We start from the raw sequence: 18,482 nt of genomic DNA on the forward strand, positions 1-18,482 counted from the left end.
GGGCGCCCCGTTAACCACGCTGGCCGAACGCAGGCTTGAAGCCGTGGGTAACCCGGCAGGACGCCGGGTTAGCCGCCCCGCGCCATGGATGGCGCGTGGCGGCGGCCCACGGATTCAAGCCGGAGTGAGGGAACACCGAGCCCAAGCGAGGTGCCAAGTGGTGGGGCAAGAGCCTTTTGCTTACTTTTGGGTTTTCAAAAGTGAGCCGCCGTCAGGCGGAACCATAGGAGGCCGTTACCGAAGAAATGGATATGTACTCGACCTAATCCAACACCCCGGCCGGCCCAGAGGCCGCCACAAAGTTGTGTAGATACCTATGCCGCGATGGGCGCGATGGGCGCGCCGCGGTATCGGATCAATCCATCGAACCGTAACGCTTCGCCGCTTCAATCGCCAGGCCGCTGCCGATGCTGCCAAAGATGTTGCCTTCGACATGGCGGGCGTTCGGCAGCATGGCCGAGACGCTGTTGCGCAGGGCCGGAATCCCGCTCGAACCGCCAGTGAAGAACACCGTGTCCACCTGGTCGACGCTGACGTTGGCGTCCAGCAACAGTTGGCTGACGCTGTTGCGCACGCGCTCCAGCAGCCCATCGATGGCTGACTCGAACAACGCTCGGCTCAGCTCCACGCTCAACCCCGGCTCGATGCGGTCCAGCGGCACGTGGCGGCTGTCGGCATGGGTCAGATGGATCTTGGTTTCTTCCACTTCCATCGCCAGCCAGTGCCCGGCGCGCTGCTCGATCAGTTTGAACAGGCGGTCGATGCCACCGGTGTCCTCGATGTCATAGCGCATGCTGCCCAACGCCAGCTGGGATTTTTGCGAGTACACCGAGTTGATGGTGTGCCAGGTTGCCAGGTTCATGTGCTGGCTGGTGGGCATGTAGGCGCCGCTTTTCATCCGACTGCCGTAGCCGAACAGCGGCATCACGCCTTGCAGGCTCAGTTGCTTGTCGAAGTCGGTCCCGCCGACGTGCACGCCGCCGGTGGCGAGGATGTCGTCCTGGCGCTGGTCCAGGCCACGGCGCTCGGGTGACAGGCGCACCAGCGAGAAGTCGGAGGTACCGCCGCCGATGTCGACAATCAGCACCAGCTCTTCACGCTCGATGGTCGACTCATAGTCGAAGGCAGCCGCGATCGGCTCGTACTGGAACGACACTTCCTTGAAGCCAATGGCGCGTGCCACATCCACCAGGGTGTCTTCGGCTTCCTTGTCGGCCATCGGGTCGTCATCGACGAAGAACACCGGCCGGCCCAGCACCACTTCTTCGAATTCCCGACCGGCGGCGGTCTCGGCACGCAGCTTCAACTGGCCGATGAACAGGCCCAGCAGGTCCTTGAACGGCATCGCCGTGCCCAGGACGCTGGTGTCGTGCTTGATCAGCTTGGAACCCAGGAGGCTCTTGAGGGAACGCATCAGGCGCCCTTCGTAGCCTTCCAGGTACTCGTGCAGCGCCAGGCGGCCGTACACCGGGCGGCGTTCCTCGATGTTGAAGAACACCACCGAAGGCAGGGTGATCTTTTCGTCCTCCAGCGCGATGAGCGTTTCCATGCCAGGGCGCAGCCAGCCGACAGTGGAGTTGGACGTGCCGAAGTCGATACCGCAGGCACGAGCTGGAGATGCGTTTTTCATGTCTTTCTGGTTCCGGTTAAAAAACGGCCGCGCAGTGTATGTCAGTGCGACGCAGAATCGAAGGCCGACTATCCGCTAAATCTCAGCTTTAAGTGCCTTGAAAGACTATCCTTGCTCCCCAAACTTACAGGCATGGCTTGGCAGCCACTGCGCAATCAACGGATTCGCCCGGCTGCCGATAAACTTCTGCTGCGCTGTCCGGTCACAACCTTGAGATCGGTCAAGCCCGCTGCGCCCCGCTGGTGCATGCTGGCAGACGGCGCGATATCGATAACGGATGGTGATTCCCGCGATGGACTTCAAAGACTATTACAAGATTCTCGGTGTCGAACCGACCGCTGACGACAAGACGATCAAGGCCGCCTATCGCAAGCTGGCGCGTAAATATCACCCTGACGTCAGCAAGGAAAAAGACGCCGAAGCCAAATTCAAGGACGCCTCGGAAGCCTATGAAGCGCTGAAAAGTGCCGACAAGCGCGCCGAGTACGACGACCTGCGCCGTTATGGCCAGCATGGGCAGCCGTTCCAGGGCCCGCCTGGCTGGCAGAGCCGTGGTGGTTTTGGCGGCGCGCAGGACAGCGGCGACTTCTCGGACTTCTTCAGTTCGATCTTCGGTAACCGTGGCCCAGGCTTCGGTGGTGCACAGTCTGGCCGCAGCGCCGGTCGGCGAGGGCAAGACGTGGAAATGGAACTGGCGGTCTTTCTCGAAGAGACCCTGTCGAACGAGTCGAAGAAGATCAGCTTCCAGGTGCCGCAATACAACGCGGCTGGCCAGCACGTCAGCAACACGGCCAAGAGCCTCAACGTGAAGATCCCCGCCGGCGTCACCGACGGCGAGCGCATCCGCCTCAAGGGCCAGGGCGCACCGGGAATCGGTGGCGGCGCCAATGGCGACCTGTACCTGACGATTCGTTTTGCGCCGCACCCAAAATTCGACGTCGAAGGCGAGAACCTGATCATCACCTTGCCGCTGGCGCCGTGGGAGCTGGCCTTGGGTGCCGAAGTGGCGGTGCCGACCCTGACCGGCAAGATCAACCTCAAGGTCCCGGCCGGCAGCCAGAACGGCCAGCGCATGCGCGCCAAAGGCCATGGCCTGCTGAACAAGGCCGGCGAGCGCGGGTACCTGTTCGTGCAGCTCAAGGCCGTGATGCCCAAGACCTGCGACGACGAGGTCAAGGCGCTGTGGCAGGAACTGGCGAGCAAAGCCGCGTTCAACCCACGTGAGCACTTCTGATCGAGCACATTCGCGTTCCAGAACCTGGAGTAACTGACAATGAGCAGTCCCCTGATCGTTCAACTGGACATGGCGCAATTCTGTGAGGCGACCGATTTACCGGACGTCTACGTGATCGAAATCGTCGAGCACGGCATCCTCGAACCTCAGGGCGCCCAGCCCAAGGACTGGCGTTTCAACGACTACGAACTGGCGGTCGCCAAGCGCGCCGCCAAGTTGCGCCACGACCTGGAACTGGAGTGGGAAGGCGTCGCCCTGGCGCTCGACCTGCTCGAAGAAGTGCAGCAACTGCGCGCCGAAAACCAGATGCTCAAGCAACGCCTGGCGCGGTTGGTGGTGGAGTAAGTGTTCTATTCCCTTCGCGTTCTGATACTGCCTTGAATCATCGGCAAACTGACTTTTTGCACACTGCGCTGCCTGGGGTTTCCGCTGCGGTCGTAAGTTACGGAATATTCGCGGGTGGCGCCACTTGGTAGTGTTCTCGGCGGCGGAACGGGTGCGAGTAGAGGCTCATAGGGGGTGCTGTTCCAGATCTGACGGGAACTACTAGGTTCTCCAGGTTGCTGGTCGGGACTAAGAATACCTACTTGCCCACCGGTATCATTAAAGCGGGGTAACTGTCTCTTTGGTGGAATCGGCGGAGGAGCTTCACTCCGAATTGCGTGATCAGGAAAGTTGCGAGTGGTTTCACCCGAGTGCTTCCTGACCAATGGCTGCGTAGTTTGGGGCGCAGCCCCGCCAGGGAAGTTTGGATTGCTAATGCCCGTTTGCATTTGGTTGGCAGGTGAGGCGGGGGGAGTATCCGTAGAAGCTAGTAAAGGGGTTACGCTAGAGGTGCTGGAGGTCCTAGCCAGTGAGGTACGGCGGTTGGAGAGAAAATTCAGCCACTTACTATGCCCCGTCGGATCCGAAAAGTTCACCGGATCCCCCTCGCAATACGTATACGCATTCAACCCACCTCGTCCAAACGGGCTCCAACTGTCTGGGCTATGAAAACGCATCAATATCGGGTTGTAAGCGCGGTAGCCATTGCCTAGCAAGTACCAGCCCAGTCGCGCTTCGCGCAGTTCACCGTTAAAACCCAGCCCCGTCGTAACTGCCTGTTGTCCGGATTGCTGGCCGTAAGGAGGGTAAGCGATAGGGTTGGTCCGATCCGCCGTAATCTCAGCGATGATCGAGCGCTTGTTATCGGTGGCCAGCAGCAGGGTTCGTGCCTGGCGCGAGCCGTCGCTACTGTCAGATCGAGAGTGGGTCATGACCGGCCTTCCTTGTGAAGAGGTGCGACGCGAATCAATTTTACCGATAACGCATAACGCGGGTAACTAGCAGAACTGCTAGTAAAGCGTCACCCTTGCCACCGAAATGCACCCGTCATATCAAATCGGACCGTTCGTCGAAGGTGCTCGACATGCAAATACTACCAGGGCACCACCTCAGAACAGGAAGTAATGTTGCGCCATTGATAATGGTATCCGTCGGCTTATTGCGCGGCGCATCCGGGCGGGTGGTATATAAGTACTTTCGGTATTCGGATAGTCGAAGATTAGCTCGTTGTTTGGCAGGTTTCCTTGCAGCTATTTGGTTTATTTATCGGCTCGGCTTTTTAGTAAGTTTGGTGCTCTTGAAAATGACGTGAGTGGATCAGACGATGGCTGAGTTAAATAAACCGTTTGCAAGTAGTGCTGAAACTGCACTCGCTGAGGATAAAGGGCCTCACTATGATTATGTAAAGAATAAACTGCCTGCCTGGCTTTTGCAGGCAACACCACAAAGACGCAGGGAACTGCGTGATGCCGGGTTGGCTAGGCCCAGCCGGCACGAAGCTGCAACCCAGGATCACCAGGCTGCTTTCAAGCGTAGCAGTCGGCAGAGTTACGCTACGCAAAATACGCTCGATCAGATGCTGGTTAACCTGCAGGACGTCAAGGCCTTTTCCCGCCCACTCCTGACGGCTGCAATTATGCAGAAGTTAAACGTTGCGGTGGATGTTGATACTACGCAGTTAGTGTACGCGGTCGCGAACCCTGAACCCTTTGGCAACGATATTCGATTAACCAGCAGCTTGCTGGATGCAGCCTTGCATAACTTCACCGAAGCTGACGAAGCTGACACTTATGGTGAGACGCGCAGTAGCAGTAGTGTGTTGCTTGTTTCACCGCAAGGAAGGTTGCCGTTTACCGTTGAACAGTTTGCAGCGTTGTCTCGACAGTTGGACCTGGGTGCCAAGTATCAGGCGCATATCAAGAGCGCACTGGGTATCGCCGAGGTAGTGGCTGAAGGTGTCTTGAAGGCCAGGGTCATACTGAGTCAACAGCATGCGTTCAGTGCGGCCATCGATCTTGCGCGAATGCAGGGTGATATCGACAGGGTCACACCCGATTCAACTATTTATAACCTGCTTATCCAGGTCCGGGACAACCTCAATGACCTGACTCTGGATGACAAGCCTGTGCAATTCAACGGGCTGAAACTGCTCGGGGAAACCGAGTTGATCGGCGTGGTACTGATTGGGCCGGACCGCATCAGCAGTGAATCGGTACAGCGCCTGGTTGTGTACATTCCGCATGACCCGATCAGCCCGATCAAGGAGTACCCATCGGCGCAGCATTTCCACAGCGAGCTGCGTGAGCGATTGAGTGATCCTGCCTATCAGGAATTTTTCAGTCGGTTTGTCAGGCAGGAAGACAAGGCGCGTTTTTTCAGGCGGTTGAATGATCGGCTGACGCCGCTTAAATCGCAGCCCAACGGCCGTGTTTATGTAAGAACTCCAGATCCTGAGGCCAGGATCCATATGGAGGAAACGCCGGTTTTAGGGGCGCTTTGGGTTTTTCTCTTCGACCAGCAACTGAACAAGCTCCTCAACGATGCAACGTTTGTTGCAGTGTCCACGGCAGATGTCGATGCGCAGGCGCGTAATGACAAACTGCTCGGCTATCTGGGTACGGCGCTGGCAGTGCTCAATGTCGTTGCGTTGTTTGTCCCGCCCCTGGGGGTGGCGATGATGGCTGTGATGGCGACGCAACTGACCTATGAGGTGGTAGAAGGCGTCGAGGCATTGGCGCAGGGCGATACGGATGAGGGTTTTGTCTATCTGATGGATGTTGCACAAAACCTCGCTCAGCTAGCGCTGCAGGCAGCCTTTGGTGTTGAGGGCGCAGAACCAGTTACCCCCCTCAAGCGCTCGCCGTTTATCGATAGTTTGAAACAGGTCACCTTGCCGGATGGCGAGACTCGGTTATGGAAACCCGATCTAGAACCCTACGAGCACACTGGAGCATTGCCGGCAGGTCTGAAGCCCGATGACCTGGGATTGCTGCATCACGATGGCCAGGCGTTCCTGGTCCTGGGGGATAAGCGCTACAGGGTGAAAATGGACCCTGCCAGCGGCAAGTACCGGGTCGTCCATCCTGCCAGGGCAGAGGCCTATGGGCCTGAACTCAGCCACAACGGTTTCGGTGCCTGGAGCCATGAAGTGGAGCAGCCTCGGACTTGGGAGGGCCGCGAACTGATGCGACGGGTCGGGCCTGGTGTCGGCGAGTTCAGCGATGCTGAGCTTGAACAGATTCGCCATGTCAGCGACACCGATGAGGGCGTCTTGCGTCGAATGCACGTCGAGAGCGAGCCACCTGCACCGATGCTGGCCGATACGATCAGTCGATTTGAGGCGTACAGGCAGGTCGAGGAATTTATCGCTGATATGAAGAGCGCCTCATCCAGCGCTTCTGCAACCGATCATTCGATCAACCAGTTGCATGTCATGACGCGGTATGGCACGTGGCCGGACACGGTATCGGTACGGATCATCGATGCGCAGGCGAAGACGCTCTGGGAATACGTCAATCCCCAGGGTGTACAGGGCAAGGTGCGGATCGTGCAGATCCATGACGCGCAGGTTCGAGGGGGGCGACTACTGAAAACGCTCCTGGAAAGTCTCACTGAAAGTGAAACCGATGTTGTGCTTGGCCAAGCGCCTGGGGCCCCGCGGGAAGTTCTGGAAAAACGCATCGAGGGACTGCGCGCGCGCATTGCTCGTGTTGCCGAAAGCCATAAGGTCGAGTTCTTCAATGATATCTACAACGCGAGGACCGACAGTAGCGATCCACGGCTCAATCTGATCAAGTCGCGCTTTTCCAATGTGCCCACGAGCTTGGTTGAACAGTTGCTGGCCGACGCTAGCCCTGGTGAGCGTCAGCAAATGGCCAAATGGGACTTTGCCGACAAGCTGCAAACCAAGCCCATACCCCTGCGCCTGGCGGAAGAACTGCGCTGGATCCAGCGCGAGGTACGCCTGTCACGAGCCTATGAGGGGCTTTACCTGGACGATTTGATGGGGCAGGACGCAGAGAGGCTGGTACTCAACTCACTGAAAAAGCTGCCAGGCTGGTCGGATGATTTGCGCATTGAGGTTCGAGACGGCTCGTTCAGCGGAGCGCTGCGGGCCAGTGTCGGTCCCCAGAACGCTGAAAGCTCAAAGGTGTTGGTGCGTAATGACCAAGGGCGGTACGAGGCCCGAGATAAGAATAATGAGCATTTGCACGGGGCCGATGATCTTTATGCTGCTCTTCAGCATGCCTTGCCGGATACCCAGCGCAAAGCGCTAGGCTTGCCTGATGTGGGGCAGGGGCCAGAGTTGAAGGCGTTGATCAGGCAGCACCTATTGACGCGCGGTGAGTTGCGCTCGTTACTGGGGATGCAACCGATCAATCCCGGATTCAGGGCGCCCCAGCGCTTGATCGATGGTCGCCTGGGTTATCCACTGTCGGGGCGCGGGACGGGTTTGAATTCCGTACCGGTATCGGACGAGGCAAGAGTGCTCCAGCTGTTTCCCAGCTTCACTGATGGTCAGGTTGAGGGTTTCCTGGAGATGTTGGGAGCCGCGCGGGAAGTGTATCTGGTCAATTTTGAGGCGGAGCATCAACGGTTGCTGAGCTGGTCCGAGCAATGGCTATCGACGCCGTCCACGCGTGTCTTGCCAGATGGCAGTGTTGTCGCCGTCGAGCAGTATGAAAAACAAGTGGTCGCTGAGTTGCTCAAGCGTAGCTGGCAAAGACAGTCACTCAGATACTCGCGCTATGGTGTTCGTCGGGGGTATGAACTGAGGCTGCGAGGTCGAGCGGTTGGGGCGCTGCCTGCTCTGGAAGTGGACTTTGGTCATGTGAATTTTCTGGACCTCAGTGGCATGGACCTCATGGCGGCTCCCAATGAGTTTCTCGAATCGTTTCCCTTTGTTCAACGCTTGGAACTGCAGGCCAACCGTCTTGTAGACATACCCACGCAACTGGATGAAATGCCCAGTCTTGCCTATTTGGACCTGTCCGGTAACCGCATCAGGTTAACCACCGGCGAAGCGGATTCACTGGCTCGGATGAGGGGGCTCAGAGAGTTGAATCTAAACCACAACCCGTTGGAGCGAGTGCCTGATCTAAGCCAGATGAAGGAACTGGGCGTGGTTCGCTTGCAGGGCACCGGAATCAGTCAATGGCCAGTCGGGCTGGCCGATCCACCCCGCCTGGAAATGGTCGATTTGCGTGATAACCAGCTCACCTCGTTTCCCGAATGGGCGGTGAATCCACCTGCGCAGCAGTCGGCGGCAATCAATCGGGTATTAAGGTTCACTGAACTGAACGGCAATCCTCTTTCCGATCAAGGCATCGCGCAATATGGGGAGATTCTGACACGTATCTACCTGGACAACGATGAGGCCGGATTGGCGCCCGTCCCCCCTGATTCGCCGGCTGATCGTGGTGCTGCCGGCGGCACCCTGGCGCCCTCGGCGCAGCGTCTAGAGCGCTGGATGCGCGATACGCCAGCGCCGGAGCAGAATGTCAGAAGGACGCAATGGGCACTCCTCGACAGTGAAGCCCTCGCTAGGGAAGCCGCCGCAGGAGAGGCTGGAAGGGCGGTCAGTGAAAGCGAGGAGTTTTTCCGGCTACTGGAAAAACTACATCAGACGGCCGAGTACAAAAAAGCCTATCCAGACCTCAAGGCAAGGGTTTGGGCGGTGCTGGATGCGGCTGAAGAAAACGCAGTGCTGCGTCGTGAACTGTTCCAGTTGGCAGGGGAGCCAGAAACCTGCAGCGATCGTGCTGCGCTGATGTTCAGCCAGCTGGAAATCAAGGTCCTGGCTCACAAGGCCCTGGCGCGCGTCGGCGATAGCGACGCAGGTCTTCAATTGCTCAATCTGGCCAAAGGTCTGTTTCGTCTGGATGAGGTGGAAGCGTTTGCGCTCAAGGACATTAACGAGCGCATCAAAACCATAGTCCGTTCCGATACTACGACGCGCGACAAGGGCCTCCAACTGCTGTTGATGGATCAAATCGAAGTGCGGCTTTCCTATCGGGTCAACCTCAGGGACAGGCTGGACCTGCCAGGGCAGCCTACGAAGGCAGAATACGCGGGTTCGCAATACGTGCCTCGCGCCAAGCTGCAGGAAGCAGAACAGTATGTGCACAGCCTCAAGGACTCGAAGGCCGAGATTGAATCGATCGCGCAGCGTGATTTCTGGGCGCAGTATTTGAAAGAAAAATATCGCTCCAGGTTCGACCTGGCCTATGAGTCAACCCTTGAACGCCTGGAGCAGTTGGACATCGCCCGGACGACGATGACCAGTGATGCCTACAACACTCAGTCCAAGGCACTGGCCGTCGAGGCCAGGGTTGTCGAGCAACGGCTCATCGACCTGCTGACACCCGAGGAAATACTCAGCCTGGAAAATGGCGGTAATGCTGCTTAGCGGATAGCTCCAACCCCGAATGTTGCCTGCGGCAGCCTTCGGGGTTTTGCGTAGTCAGAACAGGAAATACCGCTGCGCCATCGGCAACACATCCGCCGGCTCACACCACAACAGTTCGCCATCGGCCTTGACCTGATAGGTCTGCGGATCGACGTCGATGCTGGGCAGGTAGTCGTTATGGATCAGGTCGGTCTTGCGCACGCTGCGGCAACCCTTGACCACGGCGATGGTCTTCTTCAAGCCCAATGCCTGCGCCAGTCCTGCTTCCTCTGCGGCCTGGCTGATGAAGGTCAGGCTGGTGGCGTGCAACGAGCCACCGTAGCTTGCGAACATCGGGCGGTAGTGCACCGGTTGCGGCGTCGGAATCGAGGCGTTGGCGTCGCCCATGAGGCTGGCGGCAATCGCCCCGCCCTTGAGAATCAGGCTGGGCTTGACCCCGAAAAACGCCGGGCGCCAGAGCACCAGGTCGGCCCATTTCCCCACTTCGATCGAACCCACTTCGTGGCTGATGCCGTGGGTGATCGCCGGGTTGATCGTATATTTGGCGAGGTAGCGCTTGGCGCGGAAGTTGTCGTTGCCCTCGCCATCGCCCGGCAATGGGCCGCGCTGCTGCTTCATCTTGTCGGCGGTCTGCCAGGTACGGATGATGACTTCGCCGACCCGGCCCATGGCCTGGCTGTCGGAACTGATCATCGAGAATGCCCCGAGGTCGTGCAGGATGTCCTCGGCGGCGATGGTTTCACGACGGATACGGCTTTCGGCGAAGGCCACGTCCTCGGCAATGCTTGGGTCCAGGTGATGGCAGACCATCAGCATGTCCAGGTGTTCGTCGATGGTGTTGCGGGTGAATGGCCGGGTCGGGTTGGTCGAACTCGGCAGCACGTTGGCAAAACCGCAGGCCTTGATGATGTCCGGGGCGTGACCGCCACCCGCGCCTTCGGTGTGATAGGTGTGGATGGTGCGGCCCTTGAAGGCGGCGAGGGTGGTTTCGACAAAACCCGATTCATTGAGGGTGTCGGTGTGGATCGCCACCTGCACGTCGTACTGGTCGGCCACCGTCAGGCAGTTGTCGATGCTGGCCGGGGTGGTGCCCCAGTCTTCGTGCAGCTTGAGGCCAATGGCGCCGGCCTTGACCTGCTCGATCAGCGGTCCCGGCAGGCTGGCGTTGCCCTTGCCGGTGAGGCCGATGTTCATGGGAAAGGCGTCCGCGGCCTGGAGCATGCGCGCCAGGTGCCAGGGCCCGGAGGTGCAGGTGGTGGCGTTGGTGCCGGTGGCAGGACCGGTGCCGCCACCGATCATGGTGGTAACGCCGCTCATCAAGGCTTCTTCGATCTGCTGCGGGCAAATGAAGTGGATATGCGTGTCGATGCCGCCAGCGGTGAGGATCATGCCTTCGCCGGCAATCACTTCGGTCCCGGCGCCGATGGCCATGCTCACGTCGGGCTGGATATCCGGGTTGCCGGCCTTGCCAATGGCGGCGATGCGCCCGTCCTTGAGGCCGACATCGGCCTTGACGATGCCCCAGTGGTCGAGGATCAGCGCGTTGGTGATCACCGTGTCGACGACGTCGGCCGCCAGCAACTGGCTCTGCCCCTGGCCGTCGCGGATCACCTTGCCGCCACCGAACTTCACTTCTTCGCCATAGGTGGTGAAGTCCTTCTCGACCTCGATCCACAACTCGGTGTCGGCCAGGCGGACCTTGTCACCGACAGTGGGGCCGAACATGTCGGCGTAGGCCTGACGGGAGATTTTCATTCGTTCGCCTTGAGATTCAGGAAAATTTGAAGTCGTTCGCTGCGCTCACTATCGCGGGCAAGCCCGCTCCCACAGGGGAATGCGATCACTTGTGGGAGCGGGCTTGCCCGCGAAGAGGCCAGGGCAGACGCCGTAAAATTTAAAGGTCACCCATGATCCGTCCGGCAAAGCCGAACACCCGGCGATGCCCGGCCAGGTCCACCAGCTCCACGTCGCGGCTCTGCCCCGGCTCGAAGCGCACCGCGGTACCGGCCGGGATGTTCAGGCGCATGCCGCGGGTGGCGGCGCGGTCGAAAGCCAGGGCGTCATTGGTTTCGAAAAAGTGATAGTGCGAACCGACCTGGATCGGTCGGTCGCCACTGTTGGCCACGGTCAGGCTCAGGGTGCGCCGGCCGACGTTGAGCTCGATCTCGCCGGGCTGGATCCGGTATTCGCCAGGAATCATGCAGGTTGTCCCAGGGTCTTGAAGTAGATGGCGGTCGGCGCGTAGTGGCCGTCCGGGCTTTGGCAGTAGTTGGGCAGTTCGCCGACGCGGGTATAACCCAGTGACTGGTAGAAGGTTTCCGCGGCCGAGCCGGCTTCGGTATCCAGGTACAACAGGCCGCGCTGGTGCTGGCGCGCGGCAAGTTCCAGGGCATTCATCAACTGCTGGCCGAGGCCGCGTCGACGGGCCTGGTGCAGGACCTGGAGTTTTTGCACTTCGGCGCGATTGCGCCCGTTGGCTTTCTGGCACAAGCCAAGTTGCACACTGGCCAGGACCCTTTCTTCCTGGACCACCACCCACAAGAGCAGGCTGCCGTTCTCCAGGTCGGCCTGGACGGCGTTGAGGTAGGCGCGGGCCTGGGCGTCATCGATGTCGGCCAGAAAGCCGATCGAGGCCCCGTGCTGCACGGCGTCGAACAGCAAGTCGTGCAAGCCCTGGCGGTAGTGGGCAAAGCTTTCCGGGTTGACCCGGCGTAGTTGGGCGGCGTTCATCGTGGCTTACTCCTTGTGGGCCTGGGGTGGCTCCGAGCCTGGGTTGAGGGTCAATTGCATGAACGTCAGGTCGAGCCAGCGACCGAACTTGGTGCCCACCTGCGGCATCTGTCCGGTGGTGATGAAGCCGGCCCGCTCATGCAGGCGGATCGATGCCGCGTTGCCGCTCTCGATGGCCGCCACCATCACGTGTTTGCCAGCGTCCCTGGCGCGCACCACCAGCGCTTCCATCAGGCGCGGACCGAGGCCGTTGCCGCGTTGGTCGTTGCGCACGTACACCGAGTGTTCCACGGTGTGGCGAAACCCATCGAAGGGCCGCCAGTCACCGAAAGAGGCGTAGCCGAGCACCCGCTCGTCGGCAGCGGCGATCACCAGGATCGGGTAGCCCTGGGCGTGGCGGGCGCTGAACCAGGCTTGGCGATTGGCCAGGTCGACCGCCTGTTCGTTCCAGATCGCGGTGGTGTTGAGCACGGCGTCGTTGTAGATGTCGCGAATCGCCGGCAGGTCGGCGGGCACGGCATCGCGGATGTGATACGGCATGGCGCGACCTCAGACGATAGGTTGATGGACGGTGACCAGTTTGGTGCCATCGGGAAAGGTGGCTTCGACCTGGATCTGCGGGATCATTTCCGGGATGCCGGGCATCACCTGTTCGCGCTGCAGCAGGGTGGTGCCCAAGTGCATCAGCTCGGCGACGCTCTGGCCGTCCCGCGCGCCTTCGAGCAGCGCTGCGCTGATATACGCCATGGCCTCCGGGTAATTGAGTTTGACGCCGCGGGCCAACCGCCGCTCGGCCACCAGGCCGGCAGTGAAGATCAGCAGCTTGTCTTTTTCGCGTGGGGTCAGGTCCATCGTGGAAATCCATCTGGGCAGAAAAAAAGAGCATTCGTAAGGTCGACCCGAACCCGTTGTCGGTGTTCAGGTATTCCATATTCGCGGCGCCAGCGCCTCGCGGCCGAGCAGGGCCGGGCGCAGCAGTGTCCATAAATCAATCAGCCAACCCCGCGCCAGCAAGGTTTCACTGGCCAGGCAGCGGGCAACCAGCAGCCCGGGAAGTTGGGTCAAATCCCCGCGTACCGGGTTGGGCAATGAGCGACAGGCCTGCAGCAGTTCGCTGTCGATCTCGCCGGTCACCAGCAAGGTGGCAAATACCGGCTGGCCATCCAGGCCAATCGGCGAGTCGAGCAAACCGTCAGCGCCGACAATGCGCTGGCGTTCGTGCCAGAGCAACTGGCCGTCGCGGCGGATCTCCAGTTGCGCTTGAAAGTGCCCATGCTCGAAGCGTTCGCCGCTGGCCGGGCGACCCAGTGCCACCACGTCCCAATAGAACAATCGCGCATCGCCCTGCAGTTCGATCGAGGTCTTGAGCTCGGCCTGGGCGGCGCTGAAGACGATGGTTTCCTGGGGCAGCCATTCCAGTGTGGCACCGGCGGCGACCTGCAAGTCGAGCTGCTGATAGGCGGGGCTGGCGGCGCGATACCACTTGGCGGCGCCGGGGCTGGTCAACTGCGCCCAGGCGTTGGGTCCGACGCTCGCGCGGACCTCCAGGCGATCGCCACCGGCAATCCCTCCGGGTGGGTGGACGATGATGTGCTGGCACACTTCGGGGCCTTCGGCGTACAGGTGTTTTTGCACCCGCAGCGGACCCTGATGGCGGCGCAGGGTCGGCCGCGTGCTGGCGCCGAAACGGGCGTAACCGAGTTCCAGCTCGGCATGCCAGCTGGGTGTGAATGCGTTGTGTTGGGCAGTGGCAGTCATATTTTCTGATTATCGTCAGGACGCTAGAGACTAGATCGTTACCAGGCCGCGTACACCCTCGGCTTCCATGTTTTCGCCGCGACCTTGCTGGACGATCTCGCCTCGCGACATCACCAGGTACTGATCGGCCAGCTCGGCAGCGAAGTCGTAGAACTGTTCCACCAGCAGGATCGCCATGTCACCGCGTGCCGCAAGCTGCTTGATCACCGCGCCGATCTCCTTGATCACCGAGGGCTGGATGCCTTCGGTGGGTTCATCGAGGATCAGCAGGCGTGGCCGGCTGGCCAGCGCACGGCCGATGGCCAACTGTTGCTGCTGGCCACCGGAGAGATCACCGCCACGGCGTAGCTTCATTTGCAGCAGCACCGGGAACAGCTCGTAGATGAAGGCCGGTACTTCCCGGGCTTCGGCGCCGGGGAAACGCGACAGCCCCATCAACAGGTTTTCTTCGACGCTCAGCCGGGGGAAGATTTCCCGGCCCTGGGGAACATAGGCGATACCAGCGTGAACCCGCTGGTGCGGCTTGAGCCCACTGATGGTCTTGCCCTCCCAGTTCACCGCGCCCTCTTTGGCCGGCAGCAGGCCCATCAGGCATTTGAGCAGGGTGGTCTTGCCCACGCCGTTGCGCCCGAGCAGGCAGGTGACTTCGCCAACCTTCACCTCGAAACTGAGGCCGCGCAGGATATGGCTACCGCCGTAGTACTGGTGCAATTTATCGACTTGCAGCATAGGCCCTCCGGGCAGTTTTTAGCCGTAAGCTATAAGCTTCAAGAACAAGCAGAACCGCGTTTGCTTCTAACTTGCAGCTTGTAGCTGAATTCTTGCCGCTGGCCGATTCACCGACCCAAGTAGACCTCAACGACTCGCTCATCGGCCTGCACCTGCGCCAGTGACCCCTCGGCCAGCACGCTGCCCTGGTGCAATACGGTGACGTGGTCGGCGATCGAACCGACGAAGCCCATGTCGTGCTCCACCACCATCAATGAATGTTTACCGGCCAGGCGCTTGAACAGCTCGGCGGTGAACTCGGTCTCGGCGTCGGTCATGCCCGCCACCGGTTCATCGAGCAGCAGCAATTGCGGGTCTTGCATCAGTAGCATGCCGATTTCCAGGAATTGTTTTTGCCCGTGGGACAACAGGCCGGCGGGGCGATTGACCGAGGCGGTCAGGCGAATGGTGTCCAGCACCTCACTGATCCGGTCGCGCTGCTCGCCATTGAGTCGGGCGCGCAAACTGGCCCATACCGACTTGTCGGTCTTTTGCGCCAGCTCGAGGTTCTCGAACACGCTCAGGGCTTCGAACACCGTGGGTTTCTGGAACTTGCGGCCGATCCCGGCCTGGGCGATCTGCACTTCGCTCATGCGGGTCAGGTCCAGGGTCTCGCCGAACCAGGCCTTGCCGTGACTGGGGCGGGTCTTGCCGGTGATCACATCCATCAGGGTGGTCTTGCCGGCTCCGTTGGGGCCGATGATGCAGCGCAGCTCACCAACGCCGATGTACAGGTTGAGACTGTTCAACGCCTTGAAACCATCGAAGCTGACACTGATGTCCTCCAGGGTGAGGAGGGTGCCGTGGCGGGTGTTCAGGCCTTTTTCGGCGCGCTGCCCGAGGCCGATGGCATCGCGGCTGCTGCCGGCATCCTTGTTCGGTTCCAGGATCGGTTCGAGCATGAATTCGGCGGTCGCAGTGACTCTCATTGTTCACCTCTTTTTCTCAGCAGGCCGATCACGCCCTTGGGCAGGTACAGGGTGACGATGATGAACAGCGCACCGAGGAAGAACAGCCAGTATTCGGGAAAGGCCACGGTGAACCAGCTCTTCATGCCGTTGACCACGCCGGCGCCCAGCAGCGGGCCGATTAGCGTGCCGCGTCCGCCCAGGGCGACCCAGACGGCGGCTTCGATGGAGTTGGTCGGGGACATTTCGCTGGGGTTGATGATGCCTACCTGGGGCACGTAGAGCGCACCGGCCAGGCCGCAGAGCACCGCGCTCAAGACCCAGACAAACAGCTTGAACCCGCGTGGGTCGTAGCCGCAGAACATCAGCCGGTTTTCCGCGTCGCGCAGGGCGGTCAGCACCCGGCCGAACTTGCTTTGCGCCAGGCGCCAGCCGATGAACAGGCTGGCCACCAGCAGCAGTACGGTGGCACTGAACAGCACCGCGCGGGTGCCGGGTTCGGTGATGCCGAAGCCGAGGATGGTGCGAAAGTTGGTGAAGCCGTTGTTGCCGCCAAATCCGGTCTCGTTGCGGAAAAACAGGAGCATGCCGGCGAAGGTCAGGGCCTGGGTCATGATCGAGAAATACACGCCCTTGATCCGCGAGCGAAAGGCGAAGAAGCCGAACACCAGCGCCAGCAAGCCGGGGGCCAGCACCACCAGGCACAGGGTCCAGAGAAAGCTGCTGGTGCCGGTCCAGAACCACGGCAGTTCAGTCCAAGAGAGGAAGGTCATGAACGCCGGCAAGCCGTCCCCCGAGGCCTGGCGCATCAGGTACATGCCCATGGCGTAGCCACCGAGGGCGAAGAACAGGCCGTGGCCCAGGGACAGCAGGCCGGCGTAACCCCAGACCAGGTCCAGGGCGAGGGCGACGATGGCGTAGCAGAGGATCTTGCCGACCAGGGTCAGGGTGTAGGCCGAGACATGCAGGGCGTTGTCGGCGGGTAGTAGCGACAGCAGCGGTAGCGCCAGCAGCAACAACACCAGTAGCGTACCGACGGCAATCGTCACCTTGGGCCCGGCCTTGCGGGTGGCGGTAATGAGCAGGGGCTGGTTCATCAGTCGATTACCCGTCCTTTGAGTGCGAAGAGGCCTTGCGGGCGTTTCTGGATGAACAGGATGATCAGCGCGAGGATCAGGATCTTGCCCAGCACCGCACCGATCTGCGGCTCGAGGATCTTGTTGGCGATCCCCAGGCCAAAGGCGGCGAAGACGCTCCCGGCCAGTTGGCCGACGCCACCGAGCACCACCACCAAGAAGGAGTCGATGATGTAGCTCTGGCCGAGGTCCGGGCCGACGTTGCCGATCTGGCTCAGCGCGACGCCGCCGAGCCCGGCGATCCCGGAGCCGAGGCCAAAGGCGAGCATGTCCACGCGCCCGGTGGGCACGCCGCAGCAGGCGGCCATGTTGCGATTCTGGGTGACGGCGCGCACGTTCAAACCCAGGCGGGTCTTGTTCAGCAGCAGCCAGGTGAGCACCACCACAAACAGCGCAAAGGCGATGATCACGATACGGTTGTACGGCAGCACCAGGTTGGGCAGGACCTGGATCCCGCCCGAAAGCCAGGCCGGGTTGGCGACCTCGACGTTCTGCGCGCCGAACAGCAGGCGGACGAGTTGAATCAGCATCAGGCTGATGCCCCAGGTGGCGAGCAGGGTCTCCAGCGGGCGGCCGTAAAGGTGGCGGATCACCGTACGCTCGAGTGCCATGCCGATGCCGGCGGTGACAAAAAACGCCACCGGCAAGGCCAGTAGCGGATAGAACTCGATGGCGTTGGGGGCGAAGCGCTGGAGCAGCATTTGCACCATGTAGGTGGAGTAGGCGCCGAGCATCAGCATTTCGCCGTGGGCCATGTTGATCACCCCCAGCAGGCCGAAGGTGATCGCCAGTCCCAAGGCCGCCAGCAGCAGGATCGAGCCCAGCGACATGCCGCTGAATGCCTGGCCGAGCAACTCGCCCACCAGCAGTTTGCGCTTGACCTGGCCGAGACTGGTTAGCGCTGCGGTGAGGACCGCGGCATCGGCCTCGACTCCAGGTTGGAGCAGGCTTTCCAGGCGGGTGCGGGCCAGTGGGTCGCCGGTTTCACCGAGCAGGCGCACTGCGGCCCGGCGCACGGCCGGGTCACTGTCGACGAGTTGCAGGTTGGCCAGGGCCAGGCTCAGGGCCGCGTGCACCGGTTCATCCGCTTCGCCAGCCAGTTGCTGGCCGAGGAATTTCAATTGCGCCGGCTTGGCGCTTTTCTGCAGTTGTTGCGCCGCACCGAGTCGCACCCGGGGATCGACGGCAAGCAGTTGCTGGCTGGCCACGGCGGTGTCGATCAGACCCCGCAGGCGATTGTTCAGGCGTAGGGTCTTGGCTTGGCCGTCGACGGTCACTACGCCTTGCTGCAAGGCATTGATCAATTCGACGCGCGCCGGATCGGGCTGCGCGGCCCAGGCTTCGAGCAGCCGGGCTTGCTGCGCCGGATTGGCGGTGACGAAGTCTTCGGCATCGCCGGCGTGGCTGGCCAGAGGCAGCAGTAGCGCTGCGAGTGTAAGGAACAGGCGAAAAAGCGACATGGTGATGTCCTGAATAGCAGCGACTACCCCTGTAGGAGCCGAGCTTGCTCGCGATAGCGGTGCATCAGACACACTGCCATCGTGAGCAAGCCGCAAGCGGGCACCCGCTCCCACAGGATTCTATT

General features: G+C 60.8%; 15 protein-coding genes. 3 read left to right on the plus strand and 12 right to left on the minus strand.

Annotated features, from left to right (window positions below; genetic code table 11):
• Window positions 1-355: 355 nt before the first annotated feature.
• The gene (locus tag CKW24_RS24660; RefSeq protein WP_095171079.1) at window positions 356-1,630 is read right to left on the minus strand and encodes an Hsp70 family protein; all 1,275 of its coding nucleotides are present in this window, start codon (window positions 1,628-1,630) and stop codon (window positions 356-358) included.
• 292 nt (window positions 1,631-1,922) lie between these two features.
• Between CKW24_RS24660 and CKW24_RS24665 the strand changes: the two genes are divergently transcribed.
• Together CKW24_RS24665 and CKW24_RS24670 are read left to right on the plus strand one after the other, a co-directional pair.
• Window positions 1,923-2,864 carry a DnaJ C-terminal domain-containing protein gene (locus CKW24_RS24665; protein ID WP_095171153.1) on the plus strand — a complete coding sequence of 314 codons (942 nt, stop codon included), beginning with the start codon at window positions 1,923-1,925 and terminating at the stop codon, window positions 2,862-2,864.
• 39 nt (window positions 2,865-2,903) lie between these two features.
• Window positions 2,904-3,209, plus strand: a complete 306-nt coding sequence (locus CKW24_RS24670) for a chaperone modulator CbpM (protein WP_095171081.1) — start codon at window positions 2,904-2,906, stop codon at window positions 3,207-3,209.
• A gap of 5 nt (window positions 3,210-3,214) precedes the next feature.
• Here the strand turns inward: CKW24_RS24670 and CKW24_RS24675 are convergent, their stop codons facing one another.
• On the minus strand, window positions 3,215-4,120 hold the full coding sequence (locus CKW24_RS24675; RefSeq protein WP_095171083.1) for an RHS repeat-associated core domain-containing protein: 906 nt from the start codon (window positions 4,118-4,120) through the stop codon (window positions 3,215-3,217).
• A gap of 392 nt (window positions 4,121-4,512) precedes the next feature.
• Here CKW24_RS24675 and CKW24_RS24680 point away from each other — a divergent pair, with 392 nt between their 5' ends.
• Entirely contained in the window at window positions 4,513-9,597 is a 5,085-nt protein-coding gene (locus CKW24_RS24680) for an NEL-type E3 ubiquitin ligase domain-containing protein (protein WP_095171085.1), read from the plus strand.
• 54 nt (window positions 9,598-9,651) lie between these two features.
• Here CKW24_RS24680 and ureC read toward each other — a convergent pair whose 3' ends face one another.
• The 10 genes from ureC to urtB form a co-directional block, all read right to left on the minus strand.
• Window positions 9,652-11,352 carry an urease subunit alpha gene (ureC, locus tag CKW24_RS24685; RefSeq protein ID WP_095171087.1) on the minus strand — a complete coding sequence of 567 codons (1,701 nt, stop codon included), beginning with the start codon at window positions 11,350-11,352 and terminating at the stop codon, window positions 9,652-9,654.
• Window positions 11,353-11,491: 139 nt separating this feature from the next.
• Window positions 11,492-11,797 (minus strand): urease subunit beta, encoded by a 306-nt coding sequence (locus tag CKW24_RS24690; RefSeq protein ID WP_095171089.1) that lies wholly within the window; start codon window positions 11,795-11,797, stop codon window positions 11,492-11,494.
• Window positions 11,794-12,327: an N-acetyltransferase gene (locus tag CKW24_RS24695; protein WP_095171091.1), complete on the minus strand. Its 534-nt coding sequence runs from the start codon at window positions 12,325-12,327 to the stop codon at window positions 11,794-11,796. Before CKW24_RS24695 ends, CKW24_RS24690 begins: the two co-directional genes overlap by 4 nt.
• A gap of 6 nt (window positions 12,328-12,333) precedes the next feature.
• Complete coding sequence (locus CKW24_RS24700; RefSeq protein ID WP_095171093.1) at window positions 12,334-12,867, minus strand: GNAT family N-acetyltransferase; 534 nt, start codon at window positions 12,865-12,867, stop codon at window positions 12,334-12,336.
• Window positions 12,868-12,876: 9 nt separating this feature from the next.
• Window positions 12,877-13,179 carry an urease subunit gamma gene (locus tag CKW24_RS24705; protein ID WP_095171095.1) on the minus strand — a complete coding sequence of 101 codons (303 nt, stop codon included), beginning with the start codon at window positions 13,177-13,179 and terminating at the stop codon, window positions 12,877-12,879.
• A 66-nt stretch (window positions 13,180-13,245) separates the two neighbouring features.
• Window positions 13,246-14,085, minus strand: coding sequence for an urease accessory protein UreD (locus CKW24_RS24710; RefSeq protein WP_095171097.1), 840 nt, complete (start codon window positions 14,083-14,085; stop codon window positions 13,246-13,248).
• Window positions 14,086-14,115: 30 nt separating this feature from the next.
• Window positions 14,116-14,814 carry an urea ABC transporter ATP-binding subunit UrtE gene (gene urtE / locus CKW24_RS24715; protein ID WP_095171098.1) on the minus strand — a complete coding sequence of 233 codons (699 nt, stop codon included), beginning with the start codon at window positions 14,812-14,814 and terminating at the stop codon, window positions 14,116-14,118.
• A 107-nt stretch (window positions 14,815-14,921) separates the two neighbouring features.
• Window positions 14,922-15,782 (minus strand): urea ABC transporter ATP-binding protein UrtD, encoded by an 861-nt coding sequence (gene urtD, locus CKW24_RS24720; protein WP_095171100.1) that lies wholly within the window; start codon window positions 15,780-15,782, stop codon window positions 14,922-14,924.
• Window positions 15,779-16,858, minus strand: coding sequence for an urea ABC transporter permease subunit UrtC (urtC, locus tag CKW24_RS24725; RefSeq protein WP_095171102.1), 1,080 nt, complete (start codon window positions 16,856-16,858; stop codon window positions 15,779-15,781). Before urtC ends, urtD begins: the two co-directional genes overlap by 4 nt.
• Window positions 16,858-18,357, minus strand: a complete 1,500-nt coding sequence (gene urtB, locus CKW24_RS24730; RefSeq protein WP_177440712.1) for an urea ABC transporter permease subunit UrtB — start codon at window positions 18,355-18,357, stop codon at window positions 16,858-16,860. The genes urtC and urtB overlap by 1 nt, the downstream gene beginning before the upstream one ends.
• Window positions 18,358-18,482 lie beyond the last annotated feature (125 nt).

It is taken from the genome of Pseudomonas sp. Irchel 3H3 (assembly GCF_900187635.1).
In the GTDB taxonomy this organism is placed as follows: domain Bacteria; phylum Pseudomonadota; class Gammaproteobacteria; order Pseudomonadales; family Pseudomonadaceae; genus Aquipseudomonas.

Coding starts and splice junctions, on each gene's coding strand:
- CKW24_RS24705 (WP_095171095.1), bottom strand. CDS start 13,179: ATGGACCTGACCCCACGCGAAAAAGACAAGCTGCTGATCTTCACTGCC.
- CKW24_RS24675 (WP_095171083.1), bottom strand. CDS start 4,120: ATGACCCACTCTCGATCTGACAGTAGCGACGGCTCGCGCCAGGCACGA.
- urtE (WP_095171098.1), bottom strand. CDS start 14,814: ATGCTGCAAGTCGATAAATTGCACCAGTACTACGGCGGTAGCCATATC.
- CKW24_RS24700 (WP_095171093.1), bottom strand. CDS start 12,867: ATGCCGTATCACATCCGCGATGCCGTGCCCGCCGACCTGCCGGCGATT.
- urtD (WP_095171100.1), bottom strand. CDS start 15,782: ATGAGAGTCACTGCGACCGCCGAATTCATGCTCGAACCGATCCTGGAA.
- urtB (WP_177440712.1), bottom strand. CDS start 18,357: ATGTCGCTTTTTCGCCTGTTCCTTACACTCGCAGCGCTACTGCTGCCT.
- urtC (WP_095171102.1), bottom strand. CDS start 16,858: ATGAACCAGCCCCTGCTCATTACCGCCACCCGCAAGGCCGGGCCCAAG.
- CKW24_RS24660 (WP_095171079.1), bottom strand. CDS start 1,630: ATGAAAAACGCATCTCCAGCTCGTGCCTGCGGTATCGACTTCGGCACG.
- CKW24_RS24695 (WP_095171091.1), bottom strand. CDS start 12,327: ATGAACGCCGCCCAACTACGCCGGGTCAACCCGGAAAGCTTTGCCCAC.
- CKW24_RS24690 (WP_095171089.1), bottom strand. CDS start 11,797: ATGATTCCTGGCGAATACCGGATCCAGCCCGGCGAGATCGAGCTCAAC.
- CKW24_RS24665 (WP_095171153.1), top strand. CDS start 1,923: ATGGACTTCAAAGACTATTACAAGATTCTCGGTGTCGAACCGACCGCT.
- CKW24_RS24670 (WP_095171081.1), top strand. CDS start 2,904: ATGAGCAGTCCCCTGATCGTTCAACTGGACATGGCGCAATTCTGTGAG.
- CKW24_RS24710 (WP_095171097.1), bottom strand. CDS start 14,085: ATGACTGCCACTGCCCAACACAACGCATTCACACCCAGCTGGCATGCC.
- CKW24_RS24680 (WP_095171085.1), top strand. CDS start 4,513: ATGGCTGAGTTAAATAAACCGTTTGCAAGTAGTGCTGAAACTGCACTC.
- ureC (WP_095171087.1), bottom strand. CDS start 11,352: ATGAAAATCTCCCGTCAGGCCTACGCCGACATGTTCGGCCCCACTGTC.